29 protein-coding genes are annotated in these 25,269 nt (G+C 67.4%); 22 read left to right on the forward strand and 7 right to left on the reverse strand.

The window, feature by feature from the left end:
• The 3 genes from VHA82_RS16200 to VHA82_RS16210 are packed head-to-tail and all read left to right on the forward strand — an operon-like array spanning position 1 to position 3,577.
• A complete protein-coding gene (locus VHA82_RS16200; RefSeq protein WP_325545543.1) occupies positions 1 to 1,053 on the forward strand; it encodes a nucleotidyltransferase family protein in 1,053 nt (350 codons plus the stop codon).
• Complete coding sequence (locus tag VHA82_RS16205; protein ID WP_325545545.1) at positions 1,050 to 1,763, forward strand: acylneuraminate cytidylyltransferase family protein; 714 nt, start codon at positions 1,050 to 1,052, stop codon at positions 1,761 to 1,763. The genes VHA82_RS16200 and VHA82_RS16205 overlap by 4 nt, the downstream gene beginning before the upstream one ends.
• On the forward strand, positions 1,760 to 3,577 hold the full coding sequence (locus VHA82_RS16210; protein WP_325545547.1) for a nucleoside-diphosphate sugar epimerase/dehydratase: 1,818 nt from the start codon (positions 1,760 to 1,762) through the stop codon (positions 3,575 to 3,577). Before VHA82_RS16205 ends, VHA82_RS16210 begins: the two co-directional genes overlap by 4 nt.
• Before the next feature lie 90 nt (positions 3,578 to 3,667).
• On the opposite strand, the gene VHA82_RS16215 is transcribed toward VHA82_RS16210, so the two are convergent.
• Positions 3,668 to 4,300: an LON peptidase substrate-binding domain-containing protein gene (locus VHA82_RS16215; RefSeq protein WP_325545549.1), complete on the reverse strand. Its 633-nt coding sequence runs from the start codon at positions 4,298 to 4,300 to the stop codon at positions 3,668 to 3,670.
• An 80-nt stretch (positions 4,301 to 4,380) separates the two neighbouring features.
• Here VHA82_RS16215 and VHA82_RS16220 point away from each other — a divergent pair, with 80 nt between their 5' ends.
• From VHA82_RS16220 to VHA82_RS16230, 3 genes are read left to right on the forward strand one after another with little or no spacing between them, the layout of a single operon-like run.
• A complete protein-coding gene (locus tag VHA82_RS16220; RefSeq protein WP_325545552.1) occupies positions 4,381 to 4,941 on the forward strand; it encodes a YggT family protein in 561 nt (186 codons plus the stop codon).
• Between the two features lie 8 nt (positions 4,942 to 4,949).
• Positions 4,950 to 6,806 (forward strand): hypothetical protein, encoded by a 1,857-nt coding sequence (locus VHA82_RS16225; protein ID WP_325545554.1) that lies wholly within the window; start codon positions 4,950 to 4,952, stop codon positions 6,804 to 6,806.
• Positions 6,807 to 6,816: 10 nt separating this feature from the next.
• On the forward strand, positions 6,817 to 7,536 hold the full coding sequence (locus VHA82_RS16230; protein ID WP_414708661.1) for a ribonuclease activity regulator RraA: 720 nt from the start codon (positions 6,817 to 6,819) through the stop codon (positions 7,534 to 7,536).
• A 49-nt stretch (positions 7,537 to 7,585) separates the two neighbouring features.
• On the opposite strand, the gene VHA82_RS16235 is transcribed toward VHA82_RS16230, so the two are convergent.
• The 6 genes from VHA82_RS16235 to gcl form a co-directional block, all read right to left on the reverse strand.
• The gene (locus tag VHA82_RS16235) at positions 7,586 to 8,032 is read right to left on the reverse strand and encodes a DUF2721 domain-containing protein (protein WP_325545876.1); all 447 of its coding nucleotides are present in this window, start codon (positions 8,030 to 8,032) and stop codon (positions 7,586 to 7,588) included.
• A 16-nt stretch (positions 8,033 to 8,048) separates the two neighbouring features.
• Positions 8,049 to 8,543, reverse strand: a complete 495-nt coding sequence (locus VHA82_RS16240) for a VOC family protein (protein WP_325545558.1) — start codon at positions 8,541 to 8,543, stop codon at positions 8,049 to 8,051.
• Positions 8,540 to 9,214, reverse strand: a complete 675-nt coding sequence (locus VHA82_RS16245; protein WP_325545560.1) for a glutathione S-transferase family protein — start codon at positions 9,212 to 9,214, stop codon at positions 8,540 to 8,542. The genes VHA82_RS16240 and VHA82_RS16245 overlap by 4 nt, the downstream gene beginning before the upstream one ends.
• 133 nt (positions 9,215 to 9,347) lie before the next feature.
• Entirely contained in the window at positions 9,348 to 10,244 is an 897-nt protein-coding gene (locus VHA82_RS16250) for a 2-hydroxy-3-oxopropionate reductase (protein WP_325545562.1), read from the reverse strand.
• Positions 10,241 to 11,020 carry a hydroxypyruvate isomerase gene (gene hyi / locus VHA82_RS16255; RefSeq protein WP_325545565.1) on the reverse strand — a complete coding sequence of 260 codons (780 nt, stop codon included), beginning with the start codon at positions 11,018 to 11,020 and terminating at the stop codon, positions 10,241 to 10,243. The genes VHA82_RS16250 and hyi overlap by 4 nt, the downstream gene beginning before the upstream one ends.
• A gap of 16 nt (positions 11,021 to 11,036) precedes the next feature.
• Positions 11,037 to 12,827, reverse strand: a complete 1,791-nt coding sequence (gene gcl / locus VHA82_RS16260; protein ID WP_325545568.1) for a glyoxylate carboligase — start codon at positions 12,825 to 12,827, stop codon at positions 11,037 to 11,039.
• 165 nt (positions 12,828 to 12,992) lie between these two features.
• On the opposite strand from gcl, the gene VHA82_RS16265 reads away from it, so the two are divergent.
• The 16 genes from VHA82_RS16265 (at position 12,993) to VHA82_RS16340 (ending at position 25,240) form a co-directional block, all read left to right on the forward strand.
• Positions 12,993 to 13,907 carry a LysR family transcriptional regulator gene (locus tag VHA82_RS16265; RefSeq protein ID WP_325545570.1) on the forward strand — a complete coding sequence of 305 codons (915 nt, stop codon included), beginning with the start codon at positions 12,993 to 12,995 and terminating at the stop codon, positions 13,905 to 13,907.
• A 6-nt stretch (positions 13,908 to 13,913) separates the two neighbouring features.
• Positions 13,914 to 14,378: a hypothetical protein gene (locus tag VHA82_RS16270; protein WP_325545572.1), complete on the forward strand. Its 465-nt coding sequence runs from the start codon at positions 13,914 to 13,916 to the stop codon at positions 14,376 to 14,378.
• A gap of 6 nt (positions 14,379 to 14,384) precedes the next feature.
• On the forward strand, positions 14,385 to 14,993 hold the full coding sequence (locus VHA82_RS16275; protein WP_325545574.1) for a GNAT family N-acetyltransferase: 609 nt from the start codon (positions 14,385 to 14,387) through the stop codon (positions 14,991 to 14,993).
• Positions 14,990 to 15,553 (forward strand): GNAT family N-acetyltransferase, encoded by a 564-nt coding sequence (locus VHA82_RS16280; protein WP_325545577.1) that lies wholly within the window; start codon positions 14,990 to 14,992, stop codon positions 15,551 to 15,553. Before VHA82_RS16275 ends, VHA82_RS16280 begins: the two co-directional genes overlap by 4 nt.
• Positions 15,550 to 15,879: a hypothetical protein gene (locus VHA82_RS16285; RefSeq protein WP_325545579.1), complete on the forward strand. Its 330-nt coding sequence runs from the start codon at positions 15,550 to 15,552 to the stop codon at positions 15,877 to 15,879. Before VHA82_RS16280 ends, VHA82_RS16285 begins: the two co-directional genes overlap by 4 nt.
• A complete protein-coding gene (locus tag VHA82_RS16290; protein WP_325545581.1) occupies positions 15,876 to 16,379 on the forward strand; it encodes a GFA family protein in 504 nt (167 codons plus the stop codon). Before VHA82_RS16285 ends, VHA82_RS16290 begins: the two co-directional genes overlap by 4 nt.
• A 142-nt stretch (positions 16,380 to 16,521) precedes the next feature.
• On the forward strand, positions 16,522 to 16,995 hold the full coding sequence (locus VHA82_RS16295; RefSeq protein ID WP_325545583.1) for a hypothetical protein: 474 nt from the start codon (positions 16,522 to 16,524) through the stop codon (positions 16,993 to 16,995).
• The gene (locus VHA82_RS16300) at positions 16,992 to 17,450 is read left to right on the forward strand and encodes a nuclear transport factor 2 family protein (RefSeq protein WP_325545585.1); all 459 of its coding nucleotides are present in this window, start codon (positions 16,992 to 16,994) and stop codon (positions 17,448 to 17,450) included. The genes VHA82_RS16295 and VHA82_RS16300 overlap by 4 nt, the downstream gene beginning before the upstream one ends.
• 126 nt (positions 17,451 to 17,576) lie before the next feature.
• Entirely contained in the window at positions 17,577 to 18,506 is a 930-nt protein-coding gene (locus VHA82_RS16305) for a LysR substrate-binding domain-containing protein (protein WP_325545588.1), read from the forward strand.
• 98 nt (positions 18,507 to 18,604) lie between these two features.
• Positions 18,605 to 20,017 (forward strand): aspartate ammonia-lyase, encoded by a 1,413-nt coding sequence (gene aspA / locus VHA82_RS16310; RefSeq protein ID WP_325545590.1) that lies wholly within the window; start codon positions 18,605 to 18,607, stop codon positions 20,015 to 20,017.
• A 117-nt stretch (positions 20,018 to 20,134) separates the two neighbouring features.
• On the forward strand, positions 20,135 to 21,034 hold the full coding sequence (locus VHA82_RS16315; RefSeq protein ID WP_325545592.1) for an amino acid ABC transporter substrate-binding protein: 900 nt from the start codon (positions 20,135 to 20,137) through the stop codon (positions 21,032 to 21,034).
• 96 nt (positions 21,035 to 21,130) lie between these two features.
• Entirely contained in the window at positions 21,131 to 21,895 is a 765-nt protein-coding gene (locus VHA82_RS16320; RefSeq protein ID WP_325545594.1) for an amino acid ABC transporter permease, read from the forward strand.
• A 1-nt stretch (position 21,896) separates the two neighbouring features.
• Positions 21,897 to 22,568, forward strand: coding sequence for an amino acid ABC transporter permease (locus VHA82_RS16325; protein ID WP_325545596.1), 672 nt, complete (start codon positions 21,897 to 21,899; stop codon positions 22,566 to 22,568).
• A 22-nt stretch (positions 22,569 to 22,590) separates the two neighbouring features.
• Positions 22,591 to 23,328 (forward strand): amino acid ABC transporter ATP-binding protein, encoded by a 738-nt coding sequence (locus VHA82_RS16330; RefSeq protein ID WP_325545878.1) that lies wholly within the window; start codon positions 22,591 to 22,593, stop codon positions 23,326 to 23,328.
• 117 nt (positions 23,329 to 23,445) lie between these two features.
• Positions 23,446 to 24,477, forward strand: coding sequence for a dihydroorotase (gene pyrC / locus VHA82_RS16335; protein ID WP_325545598.1), 1,032 nt, complete (start codon positions 23,446 to 23,448; stop codon positions 24,475 to 24,477).
• A 10-nt stretch (positions 24,478 to 24,487) separates the two neighbouring features.
• Complete coding sequence (locus VHA82_RS16340) at positions 24,488 to 25,240, forward strand: NYN domain-containing protein (protein WP_325545600.1); 753 nt, start codon at positions 24,488 to 24,490, stop codon at positions 25,238 to 25,240.
• The last annotated feature ends 29 nt before the right edge of the window (positions 25,241 to 25,269 follow it).

A 25,269-nucleotide genomic window follows, 5' to 3' on the forward strand; every position in this document is an offset into this window, starting at 1 on the left:
ATGGGTGACTGGCACGAAACGCTGACGCCCGAGACGGCGAACCTGCGCGAAGCCATCGCGCGCATCGACGCGAGCGCGCTGCAGATCGCGCTCGTGGTGGACGCGAACGGCCGCCTTTTGGGCACGCTCACGGACGGCGACGTGCGCCGCGCATTGCTGCGCGGCGCCTCGCTCGATGCGCCCGTGTCCGATGCGATGAACACCGCGCCCACGGTTGCGCATGCCGGCGACAATCTGCGCGAACGCCTCGCGGTGCTTCGCGGCAAGGGCATCCAGCGCATCCCGGTGGTCGATGCCGACGGCCGCGTGATCGGGCTCGAACGCATCGAACAGCTCGCGATGCAACCGCCCGAGCGCGACAACTGGGTCGTGCTCATGGCGGGCGGCCTCGGCAGCCGCCTGAAGCCACTCACGGACGATCGTCCGAAGCCGATGCTGCACGTGGGCGACCGGCCGATCCTCGAGACGATTCTCGCGAGCTTCGTGGAACAGGGCTTTCGCCGCTTCTTCATCTCCGTGAACTACCGGGGCGAGCTCGTGCGCGAACACTTCGGCGACGGCAGCCGCTTCGGCGTGGAGATCCGCTATCTGGTGGAAGACCGCCGCCTCGGCACCGCGGGCGCGCTTTCGCTGCTGCCCGAGCGGCCCAGCGAGCCGTTCTTCGTCATGAACGGCGACATCCTCGCGCGCGTCAACTTCAACGCGATGCTCGACTTCCACGCGGGCTCCAACGCGATGGCATCGGTGGGCGTGCGGCGCATCACGCATTCCATTCCCTACGGCGTCGTGAAACTGCAGGGCCAGCGGCTCGTGGACATCGTCGAGAAGCCCGAAGAGGAGGTGTTCGTGAGCGCGGGCATCTACGTGCTTTCGCCCGCGGCGCTCGATCTCGTCGCTTCCGGTGCCACGCTCGACATGCCCTCGCTCCTGCAGGGCCTCATGGCGCGCGGCGACGCGGCGGTCGGATTTCCGATCCACGAATACTGGCTCGACATCGGGCGCATGGAAGACTTCGCGCGCGCACACGAAGATTACGGGATGGTCTTCAAATGATCTCGGGGCGCTCGGTGCTCGCGCTGATCCCCGCGCGCGGCGGCTCCAGGAGACTTCCCGGCAAGAACATCCGCGCCCTCGGCGGCAAGCCGCTCATCGCGTGGTCGATCGATCTCGCGCGCTCGGTGCAGGGCATCGACGAGGTGCTGGTCTCGACCGACGACGCGGACATCGCGAAAGTCGCGAAGGCGCACGGCGCGAGCGTGCCGTGGCTGAGGCCCGCCGAGTACGCGACCGACACGTCGCCCTCTTCGGACGCCATCGTGCATGCGATCCAGGAGCGCGCGCGAGAAGGCCGCTCGTTCGACATCTTCGTGTTGCTGCAGCCGACGTCGCCGTTTCGTTCGGCCTCGCACGTGCGCGAGGCCATCGAGTTGTGCATCGCGCACGACGGCGAGCCGGTCGTCGACTTCGCGCCAGCGCGCTCGCACCCGGGCTGGTGCTTCACCGTGGATGAAGAAGGCCGTGCGCATCCTTTGCTCGAAGCGGGCGGCACGGCCCTGCGCTCGCAGGACCTCGCGCCGGTGGTGGAGGTGAGCGGCAGCCTCTATGCGATCGGCGTCGCGCGGTTCCTTCGCGAGCGGACGTTCTTCTCGCGGGACACGCGGGCGCTCGTGCTCGCCGAGCGCCATCTCGCGCTCGACATCGACGACGAATTCGACTGGATGGTGGCCGAGGCGGTGCTCGCGCACGGCCTGGCGCGGGCATGAAGGCGCTTCGCTCTCGTCTCGGTTCGACCCTCGCGCCGCTCGCCGCGGATTTGCTGCTGGTGATGGCGGCGTGGTGGGCGGCGTTCTGGCTGCGCTTCAACCTCGACCTGCCCGACGAATTCGAGCAGATCGCACTGCTCGCGAGCCCCTGGTGCGTGCTCGCCTACGGCATCGGCCTGGCGGTGACTCGCGTGCACCGGCAGGTGTGGCGCTACACGGGCCTGCCGGAACTGCAGCAGCTCGCCACCGGCGTGCTGCTGGGCGCGGTGCTCACGGCGGCGGCGGTGCTCATGCTGCGCTTTCCGTCGTTCCCGCGTTCGGTGCTGCTGCTGCAGCCGATGATCGCGCTCATTCTGCTCGGCGCGTTGCGCGCGGCCTGGCGCATGCTCGCGGAGCGGCGCATCCTCACCGATGGCGCGAACCGGCTCGTGATCGTCGGCACGCTGGCCGATGCATCGAACGCATTGCGCGCGCTGAAGGGGTCGCATCAATGGCAGGCCATCGGCATCCTTTCGCCCGACCCGGCCGAAGAAGGACGCTCGATTCAGAACGTGCGCGTGCTCGGCACGATCGCGGGGCTGCCGCGCGCCTGCGAGGCGCTCGGCGCTCAGGCGGCGCTCGTGGCGAGCCCGCCCGGCGCGCCCGAGCGGCGCGACGCGCTGCTCGCCGCGGCGGCGGCGGGCATCACGCTGCTCACGCTGCCGCGGCCCGACCAGTGGCTGAGGCCCGAGGGCGTGGGCCCGCGCAAGATCGAACTGGAGGACTTGCTCGGGCGCCAGCCCGTGCAGCTCGACGTCGCGGGACTCGCGCAGATGATCTCCGGCCAGACGGTGCTCGTCACCGGCGCGGGCGGCTCGATCGGGTCGGAGCTGTGCCGCCAGATCGCGCGCTTCGGCGTCGGCCGGCTCGTGTGCGTCGATGTGTCCGAATACGGGGTGTACCAGCTCGAACAGGAGTTGCGCGAGGCGCATCCGCAGATGGAGGGCGTCTATTACACGGCGAACGTGCGCGAACTGGAACGCCTGGCCGCGATCTGCGCGAAGCACCGTCCGGCGGTCGTGTTCCACGCCGCGGCGTACAAGCACGTGCCGCTCATGGAAACCGCCAACGAGATCGAGGCGCTGCGCACCAACGTGCTCGGCACGTGGCATGCGGCGCGCGCCGCGGGCGAATGCGGCGCGCGCCGCTTCGTGATGATCTCCACCGACAAGGCGGTGAACCCGACGAACGTGATGGGCGCGAGCAAGCGCCTGGCCGAACTCGTGGTGCAGGCGGAAGCCGCGCAGTATCCGAAGACGCAGTACGTGTCGGTGCGCTTCGGCAACGTGCTGGGCTCCAGCGGCTCGGTGGTGCCGCTCTTCACCGCGCAGGTGGCGCGGGGTGGGCCGGTCACGGTCACGCACCCGGACATCGTGCGCTACTTCATGACGATCCCCGAGGCCGCGCAGCTCGTGCTGCAGGCGGGCCTCATGGGGCGCTCGGGGCAGATCTTCGTGCTGGACATGGGCGAGCCGGTGAAGATCGCGGATCTCGCGCGCATGCTCATACGGCTGTCGGGCAAGACGGAGCAGGAAGTCCCGATCACCTACACGGGCCTGCGCCCGGGCGAAAAGCTCTTCGAGGAACTGCTTGCGAACGACGAGACGACCGAGCCCACGCCGCATCCGAAGCTGCGCGTGGCGAAGACCGGCGGGCCGCTCGCGGACGTCGATGCGGTCATGCGGTGGGTGGTGCAGGCGGGGGCGGCGCCTTCACCGGAAGACGTGCGCGAATGGTTGAAGACGCAAGTGCCGGAATATCAGCCGCGGATGTGAACGGCGCCCGGGCTCGACGGAACGCGCCTCGGCGCGAAAGTGCCGAAAGCGCTGCGGTGCCATCTCCGCGGCGACGGGCGAGGGCGGGGCTCACTGCGTGATGCCGGTTCGCGTGAGCACATCGCTCACGAGTTCCAGCCGCACGAGCGGATTCTCCAGTTCCATGAGGCGCTGCTTCAAGGCGATCGGCAGCGGCAGCAGTTCGCACCAGCGGTTCGCGACCCAGCCGCAATCGTCGAGGTGCCACGGCGGCATCACCGGCGCCTGGTCGGGCGCGGGTGCGCGCTCCTGCAGCGACGTGATCACTTTCTCGAGCGCGGCGGAGGTGACCTTCAGGTCGTCGGGCACCGGCACCGCCTGGTCGCTGTCGACGCGTTCGACGTCGGCCACCCACAGGCCGTGCTTCAGCTGGTCGCTCGACGTGATGCGGAAGCGCTGCTCGCCGCTTGCGCGCACGAGCATGAGGCCGGGGCGCGGCGTTTCGAATTCGGTGATGGTGGCGAGCGTGCCCACGCGCGAGAACGCTTCCTTCACGCCGGGCAGGCGCACCTCGCCGCCTTGCGTGAGCGACACCACGCCGAAGGGCGCGCCCGCCTTGCGGCAGCGGCCGATCATGTCGAGATAGCGCACTTCGAAGATTCTGAGCGGCATCACGCCGCCGGGAAACAGGACGGCCGCGAGCGGAAAGAGCGGCAGGGACTGCAGGGTGAGTGCGGCGGACACAGGGATCAGGACGCGGGCAGACGTCGGCGAAACATGGGTTCTGCCCGCTATCATCCCACGGCCGCAACGGAAGGCGCTCCATGATCTTCGAAATAGTCAAGTTCCTGCTGGACGTGGCCGTCGGCCTGCTGGCCGGGGCCTGCCTCCTGCGTCTCTACATGCAGTACCAAAGGATTGCATTCGGCAACCCCGTCGGCCGCTTCGTGTTCTCGCTCACCGACTGGCTGGTGCTGCCGCTGCGCCGCCTGCTGCCGGCCGTCGGCCGCTGGGACACGGCGAGCATCGTCGCCGCGTTCCTGCTCGAACTCGCGCAGTACGGGCTGCTCTGGCTGCTCGCGGGCCGTGCCGTGCAGGTCCCGGTCGTCCTGCTCCTGGCCGTGTTCGGCCTGCTGCGGCTTGCGCTGTCGGGGCTGATGGGCCTCGTGATCGTCTACGCCATCCTCTCCTGGGTGCGCGCGGATACGCCGATCACGGACCTGATCGAGCGGCTCTGCGCGCCGCTCATGCGGCCCTGGCGCCGCATCATCCCGCTCGTGGGCGGCATCGATCTGTCGCCGCTCGCCTTTCTCGTCGTCGCGCAGATCCTGCTGATCGTGCTCACCTCCATCGAGCAGGCGGCGCTGCAAGGCGCGCTGCGCTGACGGCGGACGTGGCCGCCCCCGACCCCTGGCGGATCGCGCGCCTGCCGGACGAATGGCAGGACCTCGGGGGCGCGCTGCCCACGCCCATCGCCTGCTGGGATGTCTCGTGGCCGACAGCGCCGCGGGACGCGCTCGCAGTGAATTTGCTGCGCCTGCAGCGCGAGGCGTTCGGCGCGGAGGAGGCCCAGCCGCAGGACGATACCGGGCCGCACGCGGACGCCGACGTGCTTCCCCGGTTCGCCGCCGGGCTCGCCGTGCACCTCATGGGGCTGGGCATGCCGACCGCCCGCGACTGGTTCGCCGCGCTCCCATGGCAGCCCGCGCGTGAATTGCGCTATCCCTACGCCGACGAAGTCCTGGCCGAGTTGTGCGGCCGCGCGGCGCTGCGCATCGCGCGCGCGCTCGCGCAGCGGGGCGACGATTCCTTCGCGTCGTTTCGCGCGGCGGCCGCGCAGTCGATCGAGCAGGAGAGCCGCAGATTCGAGGGGCTGCGCCCGAACGACGGCACGATCGATACCGTGCTTCACGCGATCGGACGCGGCATCCCGGTGCGGCGCATCGTCACCTCCGCGGCGGTCTACCGGTTCGGCGACGGCAGCGCGCAGCGGCGGCTGTGGCGCGGCTTCACGCAGTCGACGAGCCACATCGGCACCGTGATGGCAACACGCAAGGACGTGACGAACGAGCTGCTGCGCACCCACGGCTTTCCGGTGCCGCGCCAGGCGCTCGCGAGGGATTTCGAAGCCGCGAGGAGGGCGGCCGCCGCGATCGGCTGGCCGGTCATCGTCAAGCCGGCCGCCAGCGACTTCGGAACGGCGGTGACGACGAATATCCGCGACGAGGCCGCGTTGCAACGCGCCTTCACGGCGGCGCGGGCCCACGGCATCGCCGTCGTGGAAAACCACGTGCCCGGCGAGGACTACCGCTTCACGGTGCTCGGCGGCCAGTGCTTCAGCGTGCTGCTGCGCCTGTCCGCGCGCGTGACGGGCAACGGCCGGGATTCGATCGCCGTGCTGATGGCGCGCTACGCCGAGGAGCGCAGGCGCGATCCGCAGATGAGGAGCTATCGCGCCGCATCGCTGGACGATCCGCTCGTGGCCGCGACGCTCTCCGATCAGGGCCTGTCGCCGAAGGACGTGCCTCCCGAGGGGCGGGTCGTGCTGCTGCGCACCAATTCCAACGTCTCCACGGGCGGCGTGTCGAAGGAGGTGAAGGAAGCCACCCACCCGGACAATCTGCGCCTGGCCGAGCGCGCCGCCGCCTGCCTGGGCCTGGATCATGCGGGGATCGACTTCCTCACGACCGATGTGAGCCGTTCGTGGCGCGAGGTGGGCGGCGCGATCTGCGAGGTGAATCCGACTCCCGCCCGGGTGAGCGATGGCGGGCCGAAGCGGGTGGTCGATCATCTGTTTCCGCACGGCGGCAACGGCCGCATTCCCGTGATCGTCGTCGTTGCGGCCGCCGCCGAGGCCGCCCGGTCACGCGAGGCGATCGAAGCATACGCGCGCTCGCGCGGCCTGTGCCTGGGCGCGGTGTTCGGTGGCGACGCGTTCGCCGGTCCGCTCGCGATCAATGCGGCGCGGGGCGCCTCCACCGCGGACCTCGTGCGCATGGTGCTCGGCGACACGTCGGTCGATATCGCCCTCGTGCAGGTCGAAGCCGACGTGCTGCTGGCCCAGGGATTGCCGCTTGCCTGTTGCGACGTGGCCGTGTTCGAGGCGGAAGGCGAGGCGAAGGATCGCATCCTGCAGTCGCGCCTGTCGGTGCTCGGGCGCTCGCGCGCGATCGTCACGGGGCTCGAGCCGTCGCCGCTCCTGGAAGCCCTCGAAACCCTGATGCCACCGGTGACCGCGGCAATTGCGTAGGATGGCCGTCATGGACTCGCTTGCCCTCGACCCCGCGATCGTCGCGACGCTGCAAGGCGTTTCGACCGCCACCCTCACCACCGTGCTGCTGAAGCACGGCTTGCGCAACGTCTGGCTGCGCGGCACGCGGCCGCTCGCGCCCGGTTATCCGCGGCTCGTGGGCCGCGCGTTCACTTTACGTTTCGTGCCCGCGCGCGAGGACCTTGCCACGCCGGCGTCGTGGGGCAACCCGATCTCCACGCGCGCGGCCATCGAGGCCATGCCCGAAGGCTGCATCGCCGTGGTGGGCGCGATGGGGGTGACGGATGCCGGCATCTTCGGCGACATCCTGTGCGCTCGCATGGCACAGCGCGGCGTGGCCGCGCTCGTGAGCGACGGCGTGGTGCGCGACGTGACGGGCGTGCTCGGCACGCAATTGCCGGTGTGGTGCCAGGGGACCGCCGCGCCTTCGTCGGTGACGGGGCTCACGTTCGTGGGCTGGCAGGAGCCGATCGGCTGCGGCGGCGTCGCGGTGTTTCCGAACGACGTCGTCGTCGCGGACCAGGACGGCGCGGTCCTCATTCCGCAGGCCTTGCTGGACGAAGTGATCGAGGCTTCCGTCGAACAGGAGCGGCTGGAAGGCTGGATCATGTCGCAGGTGGCAGCCGGTGCGAAGCTGCCGGGGCTCTATCCGCCCAACGACGAGAACCGGAAGAAGTACGAGGCGTGGAAGAAGTCGGGTGGCCGGTGAGAGTGGGAGGTGCCTTTCGCCGACCCCACCCCGCCGGGCACCGTGTGTCCTAGCGCAGCATGTGGAAGTTGAGCAGCCGCGTCGCCACGATCGTCTCCCACAGGAAGCACAGCAGCGCGAGCAGGAAGCTCACCACGCCGATCAGGAAACTCACGACCGCGCTCACGTTCGTGCGGAACTCCACCGCCTCCCCGAGGAAGATCAGGATGATCGTGAGGCCGATCAGGATCGCGCACGTCGTGAGCAGGGCGATCGCCGCATTCGACAGGCGCCCGCGAAATCGCAATTCCGCCAGCTCCGCATAGGCGCGCTTTACGGTTTCGTCGTCCCGCGCCTCGCGCGCGATGTCCTCCACGCGCCTCGCGCGGTCGATGATGCGCGCAAGCCGCGTGGCCACCACGCCCGTCATGCCCGACACCGCCGTGAGCAGGAACACCGGCGCGATCGCAAGCTGGATGCCGTGCGTGATGCTTTCGGTGTCGGTCGGAAGCGCCAGCGTATCGCGTCCCTCGTCAGCGCGAAATGAAGCGCGCTTTGCCGGCCGTCCAGCGGTCGAGCTTCTGCCGCGCGCCGTTCCTGGCCGGGTCCATCGCCTCGTCGTGGTTCGGCCGTTTCGCGCACAGTTCCAGCACGTAGCCGTTCGGGTCGCGAAAGTAGATCGAGTCGATGAAGCCGTGGTCGGAAACGCCGCGCGTCTCGATGCCCTCGGCCTTGCCTTTCTCGAACATGCGCTGCAGCACCTCGGGCTTCACTTCCAGCGCGATGTGCAGGTCGTAGTCGTGCTGCTTCTTGAACTCGAACGGCATGTCGCCCGCCTCGAAGAAGGCGAGGTGCGAACCGTCGTCGAGCCGGTAGAAGGTGTGCAGCGTGTCGGTGGCGCGGCCGCTTTTCGTCTCCCTGATCTCGACCACGCCCGCGAGCGTGAGGCCGAGGAAATCCTCGTAGAACCGGCGGGTCTCCTCGGAGTCGCGGCAGCGGTACGCCGCGTGGTGCAGCTTCTCGATCACACCGTCACCATCGGCTGGTCCTTGATCGACTGCGCGTAGCCGGTGATCGCCTCGTGCACCTTGCTCCAGCTGGAAAGCGCCTTCATGCGGCCGAGCCAGGCGCACACGTTGGGATAGTCGCTGAACTTGCAGCCGGTGATCTCGCCCACGCCGAGCATGGCGGCGCCGAGGTAGTCGGCGATGGTGATCCTGTCGCCGCAGACGTAGTTGTTGCCCGGGCCGAGGATGTGGTCGTTCATCACCTTCAGCCACTTCTGCGAGCGTTCCTTGCCCCACTGCACCGTGGCGTCCTGCACTTCGGGCGACGAGCGCTTCAGGAAGCCGAAGATCTGCGGATAGAGGAATCCGTAGTTGAACTCGCGGTTGAGCTGGGTGTTGAACCAGTCCATCCGCTCGTTGACGCGAGCGCGTTCCTTCAGGTCCTTCGGGTACTGCGGGGAATCGATCTTGTCGGCGAGGTACTTGAGAATCGCCGAGGCTTCCGTGAGGCGGAAGTCGCCGTCTTCCAGCACGGGCACGAGGTGGTTCGGGTTCACCGACTCGAACGCGGGCTTGTATTGCTCGCCGGTGAAGATGTCCACCAGTTCGTATTCCAGCGGGATGTTCGCCTCGGCGGCGAAGAGCATCGGCGGGCGGCAGCTGGTGGAGGCGGGGTGGTAGTACAGCTTCATGCGAACTCTCCTTGGGTGGGCTCCGAGGAGCGCATGCTACTGCGACGAGGGGGGAATGTCTAAGGCTGCCGGCGTCGGCGAGCCCCTCACCCCGACCCTCTCCCCAGAGGGGAGAGGGGGCAATACCGTGCCCCTATTGCGCGACCCGATGCTGCGCAAGCACCTCCAGCGCGAGCACCAGCGCCGAATGATCCGCCTGCGCGTTGCCGAGCGCGGCGCACGACTGCATCAGCTGCGCTGCCATCGCCGTCTGCGGCAGCGCCATCGACAGGCCGCGGGCGCCCTGCAAGGCAAGGTTCAGGTCCTTCTGATGCAGCGCGATGCGAAAGCCCGGCGCGAAGGTGCGCTTCACCATCCGCTCGCCATGCACTTCGAGCACGCGCGAGCTCGCGAAGCCGCCCATCAGCGCCTCGCGCACCCGCGCCGGATCGGCACCGGCCTTCGACGCGAACACGAGCGCTTCGGCGACCGCCGCGATGTTCAGCGCCACGACGATCTGGTTGGCGACCTTGCACACCTGGCCGTCGCCCACGTTCCCGACGAGCGTGATGTTCCTGCCCATCAGCTCGAGCAGGGGCTTGACGCGGTCGAACGCGGCGGGCTCGCCACCCACCATGATGCTGAGCGTCGCGGCCTTCGCGCCGACTTCGCCGCCCGACACCGGCGCGTCGAGATAGTCGCAGCCGAGCCCGCGAATCTTCGCGGCGAACGCGCGCGTCGCGATCGGGTCGATCGAGCTGCAGTCCACGACCGTCTTGCCCTTCGCGAGTCCCGAAGCCACGCCGTATTCGCCGAAGAGCACCTGCTCCACGTCGGGCGTGTCGGGCACCATGATGAAGATCGTGTCCGCCCGCTCGGCCACGCCGCGCGCGTTCACGCACACCGTCGCGCCACCGGCGACGAGCGCCTCGGGCACCTTGCCGCGCGTGTTGACGAAGAGGACGTGTCCCGCGTTCAGCAGATGCTGAGCCATGGGCGCGCCCATCACGCCCAGGCCGATGAAGCCGATCTTCAGTCCGGATTTGGTCATTGAAGTTGTTCCTCGAGCCAGTTCAGTCCTTCGGCGGTGGTGGTCTTCGGCTTGTATTCGCAGCCGATGTGACCCTTCCAGCCGATCGCGTCGATGTGGCGCAGGAGAAAGCGCCAGTTGATCTCGCCCGTGCCCGGCTCGTTGCGGCCGGGGTTGTCGGCGAGCTGGATGTGGCCGATGCGCGGCAGGTTCTTCCGAAGCGTCGCGGCGAGCTCGCCTTCCATGCGCTGCGCGTGATAGATGTCGTACTGCACAAAGAGGTTGTCCGAGGCGACCTCCTCGATGATCGCGAGCGCCTGGTCCGTGCGCGTGAGGAAGAAGCCGGGGATGTCGAAGTGGTTGATCGGCTCGATGAGGAGCCGGATGCCGTTCGCGCGCAGCAGGCCCGCGGCGAACCTCAGGTTCTCGACGAACACCTCGCGCGCCTCGGCCGGGTTCACGCCTTGCGGGAGCTTTCCCGCGAGGCAGTTCACCTGCGGGCAGTCGAGCGCATGCGCGTACTCGATGGCGCGCGAGACGCCTTCGCTGAATTCCTTCACGCGCTGCGGATGGCAGGCGATGCCGCGTTCCCCCGCGGCCCAGTCGCCCGCCGGCAGGTTGTGCAGCACCTGCTTCAGGCCGTGGCGGCGCAGGAGCTGCGACAGCGTTTCCTTCGGGTAGTCGTAAGGGAAGAGATATTCGACCGCATCGAAGCCCGCTTTCCTGGCGGCGGCGAAGCGGTCGAGGAACGGCTGCTCGGTGAAGAGCATCGAGAGGTTGGCGGCGAACCGGGGCATGGCGGGCGTCTTCCTTTCAGTCCAGCAGGGCCGCGACCGCGGTCGGCGCATCGGCCCGGTTCTCGGCGAGTTCCTCGAACTCGACGATGTTGTCGATCTCGGTTCCCATCGCGACGTTGGTGACGCGTTCGAGGATCACCTCCACCACCACGGGCACCCGGAATTCCTTCATGAGTTCGTCCGCGCGCTTCAGCGCCGAGCGCAGTTCATCGGGCGTGTGCACGCGGATCGCCTTGCAGCCGAGCCCCTCCACCACCTTCACGTGATCGACCCCGTAGCCCCGCTCGGGCGCGGCGTCCTCGGGCATGTTGATGTTGTCGAAGGCGAGCTGCACGCAGTAGTCCATGTCGAAGCCGCGCTGCGACTGCCGGATGAGCCCGAGATAGGAGTTGTTCACCACCACGTGGATGTAGGGCAGCTTGAACTGCGCGCCCACGGCCAGCTCCTCGAGCATGAACTGGAAGTCGTAGTCGCCCGACAGCGCCACGATGCGCCGCGCGGGATCGGCCGCGCGCACGCCGAGCGCCGCGGGCACCGTCCAGCCGAGCGGGCCCGCCTGGCCGCAGTTGATCCAGTGCCGCGGCTTGAAGACGTGCAGGAACTGCGCGCCCGCGATCTGCGACAGGCCGATCGTGCTCACGTAGCACGTGTCGCGGCCGAACGCGTTGTTCATGCACTGGTACACGCGCTGCGGCTTCATCGGCACCGCTTCGAAGTTCGTCTTGCGCAGCATCGTGCGCTTGCGCTCGCGGCAGGCCTCGGCCCAGTCGCCGAAATTCCGCAGCCGCCCCTCGGCCCGCCATTCGCGCGCCACTTCGACGAAGAGCGCGAGCGCGGCCTTCGCATCCGACACGATGCCGTAGTCCGGCGCGAAGACGCGCCCGATCTGCGTGGGCTCGATGTCCACGTGCACGAACTTGCGCCCCTGGGTATAGACGTCCGTCGAGCCGGTGTGCCGGTTGGCCCAGCGGTTGCCGATGCCCAGCACGAAGTCGCCGGCGAGCATCGTCGCGTTGCCGTAGCGGTGGCTCGTCTGCAGGCCGCACATGCCGGCCATGAGCGGGTGATCGTCGGGGATCGCGCCCCAGCCCATGAGCGTCGGAAGGACCGGCACGCCGGTGATCTCCGCGAATTCGACGAGCAGTTCGCACGCATCCGCATTGATGATCCCGCCGCCCGCGACGATGAGCGGGCGGTCGGCGGCCTGCAGCATCGAGAGGGCTTTTTCCACCTGCGCTCGCGTGGCCGCGGGCTTGTAAGCGGCAAGCGGCGAGTAGGTGTCCGGATCGAATTCGATCTCGGCCGTCTGCACGTCGAAGGGCAGGTCGATCAGCACCGGGCCGGGGCGGCCGGAGCGCATCAGGTGAAAGGCCTGCTGGAAAGCGCGCGGCACCTGTGCGGGTTCGCGCACGGTGACGGCCCATTTCGTCACGGGCTTGGCGATGGATTCGATGTCGACGGCCTGGAAGTCTTCCTTGTAGAGGCGCGCGCGCGGCGCCTGGCCGGTGATGCACAGGATCGGGATCGAGTCGGCCCACGCGGAATAAAGGCCCGTGATCATGTCGGTGCCCGCGGGCCCGGACGTGCCGATGCACACGCCGATGTTGCCCGCGGTCGCGCGCGTGTAGCCCTCGGCCATGTGCGACGCGCCTTCCACGTGCCGCGCGAGGATGTGCCCGATCGAGCCGCGCCGGCGCAAGGCCGAATAGAGCGGGTTGATGGCGGCGCCGGGCACGCCGAACGCCTGCGTCACGCCTTCTCTTTCCATCACGTGCACGGCCGCATCGATCGCGCGCATTCTTGCCATCTATGTTCTCCTCGAGCTGTCTTGCATTTCTCCCTCCCGCGCAGGAGGGGAGGGCCGGGGTGGGGCATGCCTTCACTGTAGGAACACGGGCCGCGTTGCGGAATCCGTCCCCCGCCCATAAGATTTATTCCAAGATGGAATGAGCGATGGAGTGGAGTACTCACGATGGACCGGCTGCTGGCGATGGAAATGTTCGTGCGGGTGGTGGAGACCGGAAGCTTTTCCAAGGCCGCGCGCGAGTTCGCGACGACGCAGCCCACCGTCACGAAGCAGGTCGCCGCGATCGAGGCGCGCCTGAAGGCGCGCCTCCTCAATCGCAACACGCGCGGCGTGAGCCTCACCGAGGCAGGCACGCTCTACTACGACAAGTGCAAGACGATCCTGCGCGAAGCCGAGGAGGCCGACAGCATCGTGAAGCTTCGCCAGGGCCAGGCGCAGGGCCTGCTTCGCATCGGAAGCTCCGTGGCGTTCGGCCGGCGCGTGGTGGTGCCGCTCGCGCTCGAATTCATGGCGCAGCATCCGCAGCTGAAGGTGGACCTGAGTTTCGAGGACCGCTACACGGACCTCGTGGCGCAGGGCATCGACGTCGCGCTTCGCCTCGGCAAGCTGGCCGACTCGTCGCTCGGCGCGCGGTTCCTCGGTGCGAACCCCTGGGTGCTCGTCGCGTCGCCGAAATACCTGAAGAAGCACGGCGTGCCGAAGAAGCCCGAGGACCTGAGCGCGCACGATACGCTCATCTACAGCAGCGTGCAGGGCAACGACGTGTGGCGCGTGATCGCACCGAAAGGCGAGCCGGTGAGCGTGCCCGTCACCGGGCGGCTGCGCTCGAACAATCTGTCGGCGGTGCTCGCGGCCGCGCGGTCGAGTCTCGGCATCGCCGCGCTGCCGTGGTATGTGGCATTCGAGTCGCTGAAAGCCGCAAGTCTCGTGGAGGTGCTCAAAGGGCACGGTCTGCCCGAGCAGGAGATCAACGCCGTGTTTCCCTCGCCCAAGCTGGTGCCCGGCAAGGTGCAGGCCTTCATCGCTTTCCTGCAGGGCAGGTTTGCGGGAAACTGGTGGGAACTGCTGCCGCGGGGTTGAAGTGAAATGAACGAATACACCGTCGTGCGCACCGCGAGCTGGCAGCTTCGCCTGCCGGCCGACTGGGCGGACCGCACCGAGACCGCGTCCGAGGAGGTGTACTTCGAATCGGCGGACGGCACCAAGGGCGTCTACATCGCGACGTGGAACATCCCGATGGGCGCCGAACACGACGGCAAGCAGGCCGCGAAATCGTTTCGCCGCGCCGAACAGGCTTCGCTTCGGCGCATGCAGGGCTACTCGTGGGACTTGCTGCAGGACGAGTCGATCACGCTCGGCGCGACCACCGTGGCGATTTCGGACGCCTTCGCGCGGGGACAGGCCTATCGCATCGCCTCCAAGGTGATCGCGCACGTGCCGCTGGTCGTTCGCGCCGCGTTTCACGACTACCAGTGCGACGACCTCGCGGCGTCGCAGCGCTATTTCGCCGATATCATCGAGTCTCTGCGCCTCAACTGGGACGGAGCCTGATCCGACATGCCGATCGTAGTGCGCCCGCTCACCGCCGAACGCTGGGACGACCTCGAGGCCGTCTTCAACGCGAAGGGCTGCTCGGTGGCGCGCAGCTGCTGGTGCATGTACTACCGCAAGAGCGGCAAGGAAACGGGCTACATGCGCCCGGGCGACGACCGCGTCGCGCGCAACAGGAAAGCGCTGCATGAACTCGCGAGCCATGATCCGCCGCCGGGTCTCATCGGCTATCGAGGCCACAAGCCGGTGGGATGGGTCTCGCTCGGGCCGCGCGAGGACTACCGCAAGCTCGAGAAGTCGCGCGTGATGAAGGCCGTGGACGGCGAGCCGGTGTGGTCCATCATCTGCTTCGTCGTGCCATCGGAGTTCCGCGGGCAGGGCGTCGCGCGCGAATTGCTCGCCGCGGCCGTCGGGTACGCGCGCAAGCGCGGCGTGAAGCTCCTGGAGGCGTATCCGGTGGACAAGGACGAGCCGGGCGCCGCGCGGGCCGACTGGTTCGGCTCCAAGCGCATGTTCGACGAGGCCGGGTTCGGCGAAGTGGCGCGCCATCGCCCGGACCGGCCGATCGTGCGGCTTGCGCTCGAGGTCGCGGCGCCCGCGCCGAAGCGGCGATGAAATCGTTCTCCGGCCTGAGGCTCCTCGCGCCGCGCATCGAGCTGCGACCGCTCGTGGCGGGCGACGAGCCGGCGCTCTTTTCCATCTTCTCGGACCGCGAAGTGATGCGCTACTGGAGCACGGTGCCCTGGCAGTCCATGGATTTCGCCGAGCGGTTCGTGCGCACCGACATCGATGCGATGGCGCGCGGCGAGCACCTGCGCCTGGGGATCGTGCGGCGCGAGGACGACGCCCTTCTCGGCATGTGCACGCTCTTCGATTTCGTCGAGGCCTGCCGCCGCTGCCAGGTCGGCTACGGACTCGCGCGTTCCGCATGGGGCAAGGGCTACGTGCACGAAGCGCTCGTGCAGCTGCTGGACTATGGCTTCGCGGAGCTTTCGCTCAATCGCGTCGAAGCGGACATCGATCCGCGCAATGGCCGTTCCGCGCGCAGCCTGCAGCGGCTCGGCTTTCGCAAGGAAGGGCACTTGCGCGAACGCTGGATCGTCGACGGGGAAGTGTCGGATTCGGAACTGTACGGCCTGCTGCTGAGCGACTGGAACGGAAGGAGCGCGTCATGAAGAGGACGCTTCACGCAAGGCTCGCGCGCCATCTCGCGCTGCCGATTGCATTGGCGCTCGCCACCGCCGCATTCGCCGCGCATGCCGAAGCGCCCGACATCGGCAGGCTCGCCTGGCTGGCCGGCTGCTGGACGGCCGAGGGCGGCGAACCGGGCTCGGGCGAACACCCGCAGCACGAATTCCCCCAGCGCGTGGTCTATGCCCGCGAAGGCGCCGACCGGCTTGCCGCGCGCATCGAGGGCATGCGTGGCGGCAGCCTGCGGGTGATCCCGTTTCCCATGGTGCGCGTGAGCTGCGACGCGCTCCTGCAAGGCGCGAAGCCATGAACTTTCCACTCGAAGGCGGCTGCGGCTGCCGCCATGTCCGCTACCGCATGCACACCGCGCCGCTCGTCGTGCATGCGTGCCACTGCCGCTGGTGCCAGCGCGAAACGGGCACGGCTTTCGCGCTGAATGCGATGATCGAATCGGATCGCGTCGAGACGCTTGCGGGCGAGCCCGATCTCGTCGATACGCCTTCCTTGAGCGGGCAGGGGCAGCTCATCGCGCGCTGCCCGCAATGCCGCGTCGCGCTCTGGAGTCACTACGCCGGCGCGGGGCCCGTGCTGAAGTTCGTTCGGGTGGGCACGCTCGACGACCCGGACGCACTTGCGCCCGACATCCATATCTTCACGTCGTCGAAGCAGCCGTGGGTCGTGTTGCCCGAGGGTGCGCGCGCGGTGCCGGAGTACTACGACAGCAAGGAAGTGTGGTCCGCCGAAAGCCTCGAGCGGCGCCGCGCGATCATGCCGAAGATCGAAGCGCACCGGGCGCGGCAAGGGCGCTGAGGCTGCATCGCCCCTGGATCGCGCTTGCGAAGTCCTGCGGGTTTTCTCTGGAAGGCTATTTCGCCGAAGTCCCCGAAGATCGGCGGACGCTGGCGCGATCACGAGCGCTGGGCGATCGTGGCGCGATGAAGGAGAGCGGAACATGTCGAACTCGCCAACCGTGGCCGATCCCGAAGCGTGGCACCGCTTCTTCGGATCGCAGGCGAACAACCGGGCCTGGGAACTCGCCGAATTGCCGGGTCGCAACGAGGCACAGACGCGGGAAATGGTCGATGCGGCCCACACCGCGGCCTGGCACTGGGGCCACGTCGGCACGGAGCTGCATCGCATGCGCGCGGCGATGCTGCTCGCACAGGCGCACGCGCTCGCGGGCGACGGCCCCGGCGCGATCGCCTATGCGCGGGAGATGAGCGAATTCTTCCTCTCGCGCCCCGAGACGCCCGATTGGGAAATCGCTTTCACGCACGCGATCCACGCGCATGCGGCGAAGGTGGCGGGGCTCGAGGCCGAGCACAAGCGCTCGTACGGGCTCGCCGCCTCCAGCGTCGAGGGCATCGAGGACCCCGAGGACAAGGCGATCGTGCTGCGCACCTTCCGCCACGTGCCTGCGCCATGAGAGGTGCCGTCATGAGGTATGTGCATGCGGTGCTGGCGGTGCTCGTGCTGCTCGTCGCCGGTTGCGCCTCCACGGGTGCGCCGGACACGGAGCGCCTGCGCGAACAGGTGCGTGCCACCGAAGCCGCGTTCGCGCGGACGATGGCCGAGCGCGACCACGCGGCGTTCACCTCGTTTCTTTCGGACGAGGCGGTGTTCTTCGGCCGCACGGTGCAGCACGGCAAGCGCGAGGTGTCCGAGGCGTGGGCGCGGTTCTTCACGCAGCGGGCCGCGCCGTTTTCGTGGGAGCCCGAGCAGGTGGAGGTGCTGCCTTCGGGCCAACTCGCGCTCAGCTCGGGGCCGGTGCACGATCCCGAGGGCAACCTGATCGGGCGCTTCACCTCGATCTGGCGGCAGGAAGCGCCGGGGCAGTGGAGGATCGTCTTCGACAAGGGGTGCAACTGCCCGCTGAAGTGAGGCGGCGTCGAGACGTCGGCGCGCTCGCGGGACGGGCGGGGGAATGACGGTGCGCAGACGACCGGCGAGTGCGGCGATGACGCGTGCGTGCGTGAACGACCCGCAACGCGGCGCAATAATCGCGTCATGGAAACCAAGTGGCTCGAGGATTTCGTGAGCCTCGCCGAAACGCGCAGCTTCAGCCGCTCGGCGCAGCTTCGCCATGTGACGCAGCCCGCCTTCTCACGGCGCATCCAGGCGCTCGAGGCGTGGGCGGGCACGGACCTCGTCGATCGAAGCTCCTACCCGACGCGCCTCACGCCCGCCGGGGAAACCCTCCATTCGCAGGCGCTCGAGATGCTGCAGTCGCTGCAGACCACGCGCGCGATGCTGCGCGGACACTCGGCGGCCGCGCAGGACGTCGTGGAAGTCGCCGTGCCGCACACGCTCGCCTTCACGTTCTTCCCGGCGTGGATCTCGAGCCTGCGCGACAAGTTCGGGCCGCTCAAGAGCCGGCTCATCGCGCTGAACGTGCACGACGCGGTGATGCGCCTCGTCGAAGGCAGCTGCGACCTGCTGATCGCCTACCACCACCCCTCGCAGCCGTTCCAGCTCGATACCGACCGCTACGAGATGGTGCCGCTTGGCCAGGAATCGCTCGCGCCCTACTGCAAGGCCGACGCCGAGGGCGAGCCGATGTTCAGGCTGCCGGGGCGCGCGGGTCACCCGCTGCCCTATCTCGCCTACGCGCCGGACGCCTACCTCGGAGGCGTGACCGAGCTCATCCTGAAGCAGGCCGGCACCGCCATCCACTTCGACCGCGTGTACGAGACCGACATGGCCGAGGGCCTGAAGGTGATGGCGCTCGAAGGCCACGGCGTGGCCTTCCTCCCATACAGCGCGGTGAAGAAGGAACTGCGCTCGCGCCGCCTGGTGAACGCGGCGCCGGGCCTCGCGGGACTCGAGATGTCGATGGAGGTGCGCGCTTATCGGGAAAAACCCGTAGGCAAGGACCAGCCGAAGCGGACCGTGCAGTCGCTCTGGGAATACCTCGCTTCTCACCATCCTTCCGTATGAGCGCCGTATGAATTTCTTGCATGACCCGGCGCGCAAACAGCATTTGCTCGCGCGGGCGGGGCCCACTACAGTTCGCGCGAATTCGAAACCACCCCCGCATGCCATCCGCTGAATATCGCGTCGAGCACGATTTCCTCGGCGACAAGCGCATTCCTTTCGATGCCTACTGGGGCGTGCACACGGCGCGCGCCATGGAGAATTTTCCGATCTCCGGCACGACCGTCGCGCAGATGCCGGAGCTGATCCGAGCGCTCGGCTTCGTGAAGAAGGCGGCGGCGCGCGCCAATCAGCAGTTGGGCGCACTCGACCAGCTCCGCGCCGGCGCCATCGCCGCCGCCTGCGACGAGCTGATCGCCGGGCGCTTCCACGAGCACTTCGTGGTCGACGTGATCCAGGGTGGCGCGGGCACTTCGACCAACATGAACGCGAACGAGGTGATCGCGAACGTGGCGCTCGAAATCATGGGTTACCAGAAGGGCCGCTACGACGTCTTGCACCCCAACGACCACGTGAACGCCTCGCAGAGCACGAACGACGTTTATCCGACCGCGGTGCGGATGTCGCTTTGGCTCGGCATCGAGGGGCTGCTCGCGGCCATGGCGAAGCTGCGCGAAGCGTTCGAGGACAAGGCCGCGGAATTCGCGACCGTGCTGAAGATCGGCCGCACGCAGCTGCAAGACGCGGTGCCGATGACGCTCGGCCAGGAGTTTTCGGCCTACGCCGTGATGCTGGACGAGGACGAGGCTCGCCTGCGCGAGGCGCGCTCGCTGATCCAGGAAGTGAACCTCGGCGCGACCGCGATCGGCACGGGCATCAACTCGCGCCACGGCTATGCGGAACTCGTCTGCCGGCTGCTCGCGGAATCGAGCGGCATTCCCGTCGTGAAGGCGCACAACCTGATCGAAGCCACGCAGGACACGGGCGCTTTCGTGCAGCTCTCCGGGGTGCTGAAGCGCGTCGCGACCAAACTGTCGAAGACATGCAACGATCTGCGCCTGCTCTCGAGCGGCCCGCAGGCGGGCTTCGGCGACATCCGGCTGCCGGCGCGGCAGGCGGGGTCCTCGATCATGCCCGGCAAGGTGAATCCGGTGATCCCCGAGGTCGTGAACCAGGTCGCCTTCGAGGTGATCGGCAACGACGTGACCGTGACGCTCGCATCCGAGGCGGGGCAGCTGCAGCTCAACGCCTTCGAACCCATCATGGGATGGAGCCTTTTCAAGAGCATCACGCACCTGTCGAGCGCATGTCTCACGCTCGAGGCGCATTGCGTGCGCGGCATCGAAGCGAACACCGAACTGCTTGCAAGGCGGGTGCGCGAATCGATCACGCTCGTGACCGCCCTGAACCCGATCATTGGCTACGAGAAGGCGGCGCTCATCGCCAAGACCGCGATTGCCACCGGCCGTCCGGTGGACGACGTGGCGAAGTCGCTCGGCATCCTCACGCAAGAGGAAATCGAAGCGCTCCTCGTGCCGGAAAAACTGACGCAGCCTTTGCGCCTGAAAGCGTGATGGCATGGAGGCTGCTTTCAGTCTGGATTCCTAAGGGTAATCCGGGTAATCCCTCAAGCCCGGTTCCATAGAATCCCGTTGTCCCATCACACGATATTCACTCCAGGAGAAACAGGCATGAAGAAGCATTTGCTGGCCTTTGCCGTGGCCGCCGTGGCCGCGAGCGGCGCTTTCGCGCAGGCTAACGACACGATCGCCAAGGTCAAGTCCTCCGGCACCATCACCATGGGTGTGCGCGATTCGTCGGGTGGCCTGTCGTATGCCATCGGAGACGGCAAGTACGGCGGCTTCCACACCGAAGTCTGCCAGCGCATCATCGCCAACCTCGAGAAGCAGGTCGGGCGCAAGGTGAACGTCGTGTATCAGCCCGTCACCTCGCAAAACCGGATTCCGCTCGTGGCCAACGGCACCGTGGACATCGAGTGCGGCTCGACCACGAACAACGCGACGCGCCAGAAGGACGTCGCCTTCCTCGATACGACGTACGTCGAGGAAGTGCGCACCGCGGTGAAGGCCAACTCGGGCATCACGTCGATCAACCAGCTGAATGGCAAGACCGTCGCCACCACGACCGGCACGACCTCCGTGCAGCACCTGCGCAAGCACGAGCGCGCCTCCGGCATCGACTTCAAGGAAGTGTTCGGCAAGGACCACTCCGACAGCCTGCTGCTGCTGGAGACCGGCCGCGCGGACGCCTTCGTGATGGACGGCCAGATCCTCGCGGGCGAGATCGCCAAGTCGAAGAACCCGGCGGAGCTGAAGATCTGCTGCGAAGTGCTGTCGGTGGAGCCCATCGCCATCATGGTCCGCAAGGGCGACCCCGCGTTCAAGAAGCTCGGCGACGACACGATCGTCCAGCTCGTGAAGTCGGGCGAGATGTCCAAGCTCTACGACAAGTGGTTCATGCAGCCGATCCCGCCGAAGAACGTTCGCATCGGCCTGCCCGCGTCGGACAGCACGAAGGCCGCATGGGCCAATCCGAACGACAAGCCGATGGAAGACTACGCCAAGAAGTAACCGGCCGATTTCGGCTCGACCCCTGACCGGACGGGTTCCGGCAGGGGTCTTCCCGTTTCGCCCCCCGTTTCGCCCCATATCGAAGAGGAGTACCGCATGGCTTGGGACTGGCAGGTGTTCTGCAAGGAGACGACCACCGGTGAAGTGATTTCGGGTTGCCTTGCGGGATTCGCCAAGGGACAGGACCAGACCTATCTCAACTGGCTGATCACCGCCTGGGGCTGGACGCTCGCCGTCGCAATCCTGTCGCTGATCGTGGCGCTGGTGGCGGGGCTCGTCGTCGGCACGCTTCGCACCTTGCCGAACAGCCCGTGGCTCGTGCGCTTCGCCAACAGCTGGGTCGAGCTCTTTCGCAATGTGCCGCTGCTGGTGCAGATCTTCCTGTGGTATTTCGTTGTGCCCGGCATCTTCCCCGCGATGAAGGACACGCCGCCGCTCCTGCTCGTGATACTGGCCCTTGGACTCTTCACTTCCGCGCGGATCGCGGAGCAGGTACGCGCGGGCATCCAGGCGCTGCCGCGCGGGCAGCGCTATGCCGGGCTTGCGCTTGGCCTCACCACCGCGCAGACCTATCGCTACGTGCTGCTGCCGATGGCGCTGCGCATCGTGATCCCGCCGCTCACGAGCGAGTCGATGAACATCATCAAGAATTCGTCGGTGGCGTTCGCGGTGTCGATCACCGAACTCACCTTCTTCGCTCGCCAGTCGGGCGAGGAGACTTCGGCGCCGGTGCAGATGTACATGGCGGTGACGGTGCTCTACGCGATCTCGGCGTTCGTGATCAACCGGGTGATGCGCGTGATCGAGCGCAGGACGCAGGTGCCCGGCTTCGTGGCCGCGGGCGGCATGGGGGGCCACTGAGATGCTCGGAAATCTCGACCTCTCGTTCTTCAGCTGGGACGTCCTCGCGCCGTTCGTCATCAAAGGCTTCTGGTTTTCGATCTGGCTCACCATCGTCGCCACCATCGGTGGCATCGCATTCGGGACCGTGCTCGCGCTCATGCGGCTTTCCGGCAAGCCGAGCCTCGAGCTGCCGGCCGCCGCGTACGTGAACACCATGCGCTCGGTCCCGCTCGTGATGGTGCTGCTGTGGTTCTTCCTGCTGATCCCCTTTGCGATCGGACGGCCGATCGGCGCGGAGATGTCGGCGATCATCACCTTCATCGCGTTCGAGGCGGCGTACTTCTCCGAGATCGTGCGCGCGGGCATCCAGTCGATTCCGCGCGGCCAGGTCTACGCGGGCTATGCGCTCGGGATGAGCTATGGCCAGAACATGAAGCTCGTCATCCTGCCGCAGGCATTTCGCAATATGCTGCCGGTGTTCCTCACACAGACCATCATCCTGTTTCAGGACACCTCGCTCGTCTACGCGATCGGCGCGTACGACATGCTGAAGGGGTTCGAGACGGCCGGCCACAACATGGGGCGCCCCGTGGAGGCGTACCTGCTGGCCGCCGTGCTGTATTTCCTCATGTGCGTGACGCTCTCCTGGATCGTGCGGCGCGTGCAGTTGAAAATCCAGATCATCCGCTGAAGGAAAGCGCGCCATCATGTCCATGATCGAAATCAAGAACGTCTCCAAGTGGTACGGACCGGTGCAGGTGCTCAACGACTGCTCGGTGAACATCGACAAGGGCGACGTCGTCGTGGTGTGCGGGCCCTCGGGCTCGGGCAAGTCGACGCTCATCAAGACCGTGAACGGGCTCGAGCCGTTTCAGAAGGGCGAAATCTACGTCGACGGCATCGGCGTGCACGACGCGAAGACCGACCTGCCCAAGCTGCGCAGCCGCGTGGGCATGGTCTTTCAGCACTTCGAGCTCTTTCCCCATCTCTCGGTCACCGAAAACCTCACGATCGCGCAGATCAAGGTGCTCGGGCGCAATCCCGACGAGGCGAAGACGCGCGGGCTGAAGATGCTCGACCGCGTGGGCCTCATGGCGCACAAGGACAAGTTCCCGGGCCAGCTTTCCGGCGGGCAGCAGCAGCGCGTGGCGATCGCGCGGGCGCTTTCGATGGACCCGATCGTGATGCTCTTCGACGAGCCGACCTCCGCGCTCGACCCCGAGATGGTGGGCGAGGTGCTCGACGTGATGGTGAAGCTCGCGAAGGAAGGCATGACGATGATGGTGGTCACGCACGAGATGGGGTTCGCCCGCAAGGTGGCCAATCGCGTGATCTTCATCGACGTGGGCGGGCGCATCCTGGAGGACTGCACGAAGGACGATTTCTTCGGCAGTCCCGAGGCGCGGCAGCCGCGGACCAAGGATTTCCTGAACAAGATCCTGGCGCACTAGGGGCTTGTTCACCGCAGAGGCGCAGAGCAGATTGCAGAGGGCCGCAGAGAAGATTTGGTTTTTCTCTGCGGCCCTCTGCGTTGGACCGCGCGGCCTTGCGTCAACGACAATGGGGCCATGAAGTCCCTCACCATCACCCGTCCGGACGACTGGCACCTGCACGTGCGCGACGGGGACGCGATGCGCGCGGTGGTGCCGCACTCGGCGGCGCAATTCGGCCGCGCGATCGTGATGCCCAATCTGCGACCGCCGATCACGACGACGGCGCTTGCACTGGCCTACAAAGAGCGCATCCTGGCGTGCGTTGCGAACGGTTCGAGCTTCGAGCCGCTCATGACGCTCTACCTCACCGACAACCTGCCTTCTGAGGAGATCGCGCGGGCGAAGGCGGCGGGCATCGTGGCCTGCAAGCTCTATCCGGCAGGCGCCACCACCAACAGCGACGCCGGTGTCACGGATATCCGCAAGACCTACCGGACGCTCGAAGCGATGCAACGCGAAGGCCTGCTGCTGCTCGTGCACGGCGAAGTGACGGACCCGGAGGTGGACGTGTTCGATCGCGAGGCCGTGTTCATCGATCGCCACCTGAGGCCGCTGCGCCGCGATTTTCCCGAGCTGAAGATCGTGATGGAGCACCTCACGACCAGTGAAGGCGCGCAGTACGTGCGCGATGCGGACCGCTTCCTCGGCGCGACCATCACCGCGCATCACCTGCTCTACAACCGCAACGCGATCTTCACGGGCGGCATCCGGCCGCACTACTACTGCCTGCCGGTGCTCAAGCGCGAGGAGCATCGCCAGGCGCTCGTCGAAGCGGCCACTGGCGGCCACGCGCGCTTTTTCCTCGGCACCGACAGCGCGCCGCACGCGGCGCACCTGAAGGAGCACGCGTTCGGCTGCGCAGGCTGCTACACGGCCATCACGGCGATGGAGATGTACGCCGAGGCATTCGAGCGCGCCGGCGCGCTGGACCGGCTCGAAGCCTTCGCGAGTTTTCACGGCGCCGATTTCTACGGACTGCCGCGCAACGCCGGCACGCTCACGCTGACACGGGAAGAATGGACGGTGCCCGAAACCTTGCCGTACGGGGATGCGCAGCTGAAGCCGCTGCGCGGCGGGGACGTGCTCAACTGGCGCGTTGCCGCCTGAGGCAAAAGCCATGAACGGAAAAGCCCGCGTGGCCCTCCTGATCGACGCCGACAATTCGCCGGCGGGCAAGATCGACCTGATTCTGAACGAGCTTTCGACCTTCGGGGAAACCAACGTGCGGCGCGCGTACGGCAACTGGAAGAAGTCGGAGCTGAAAGGCTGGGAGGAAATGCTGCACGAGCACGCCATCCGCCCCATGCAGCAGTTCGACTATTCCAAGGGAAAGAATGCGAGCGACATGGCGATGGTGATCGACGCGCTCGACCTGCTCTACACCGACCGGCCCGACGCGTTCGGCATCGTTTCGTCCGATGCCGACTTCACGCCGCTCGTCATGCATCTGAGGGCCAAGGGCGCCGCGGTCTACGGGTTCGGCGCGCGCAAGACGCCCGAGCCGTTCGTGAACGCGTGTTCGCGCTTTCTCTTCCTCGACGAGCTGCGCGCGTCGCCGAACGAAGCGGAAGCCGAGGCGGTTGCCGTGGCGCAGCCGCTTCGCATGAGCACCGCGCAGCTGAAGCAGGACGCGAAGCTCGTCACGCTGCTGCGCAACGCGGTGCAGGCCGCGGCCGACGACGAGGGTTGGGCGCGCGTGGATGCCGTGGGCAACCAGATCGCCAACCAGGCGTCCTTCGATCCGCGCAACTACGGCTACGCCACGCTCACGAAGCTCCTGACCGCCACGCAGCTGTTCGAGCTCGCGAACGAAGGGCGGGGCGCCGTCGCCGTGCGCGACAAGCGCCTGTCCAAAGGCGCCCGCGGCTGATCCGCCCGCCCGTCCGTTCGTGGTCCTTT

It is taken from the genome of Ramlibacter sp., assembly GCF_035548915.1.
GTDB lineage: Bacteria > Pseudomonadota > Gammaproteobacteria > Burkholderiales > Burkholderiaceae_C > Ramlibacter.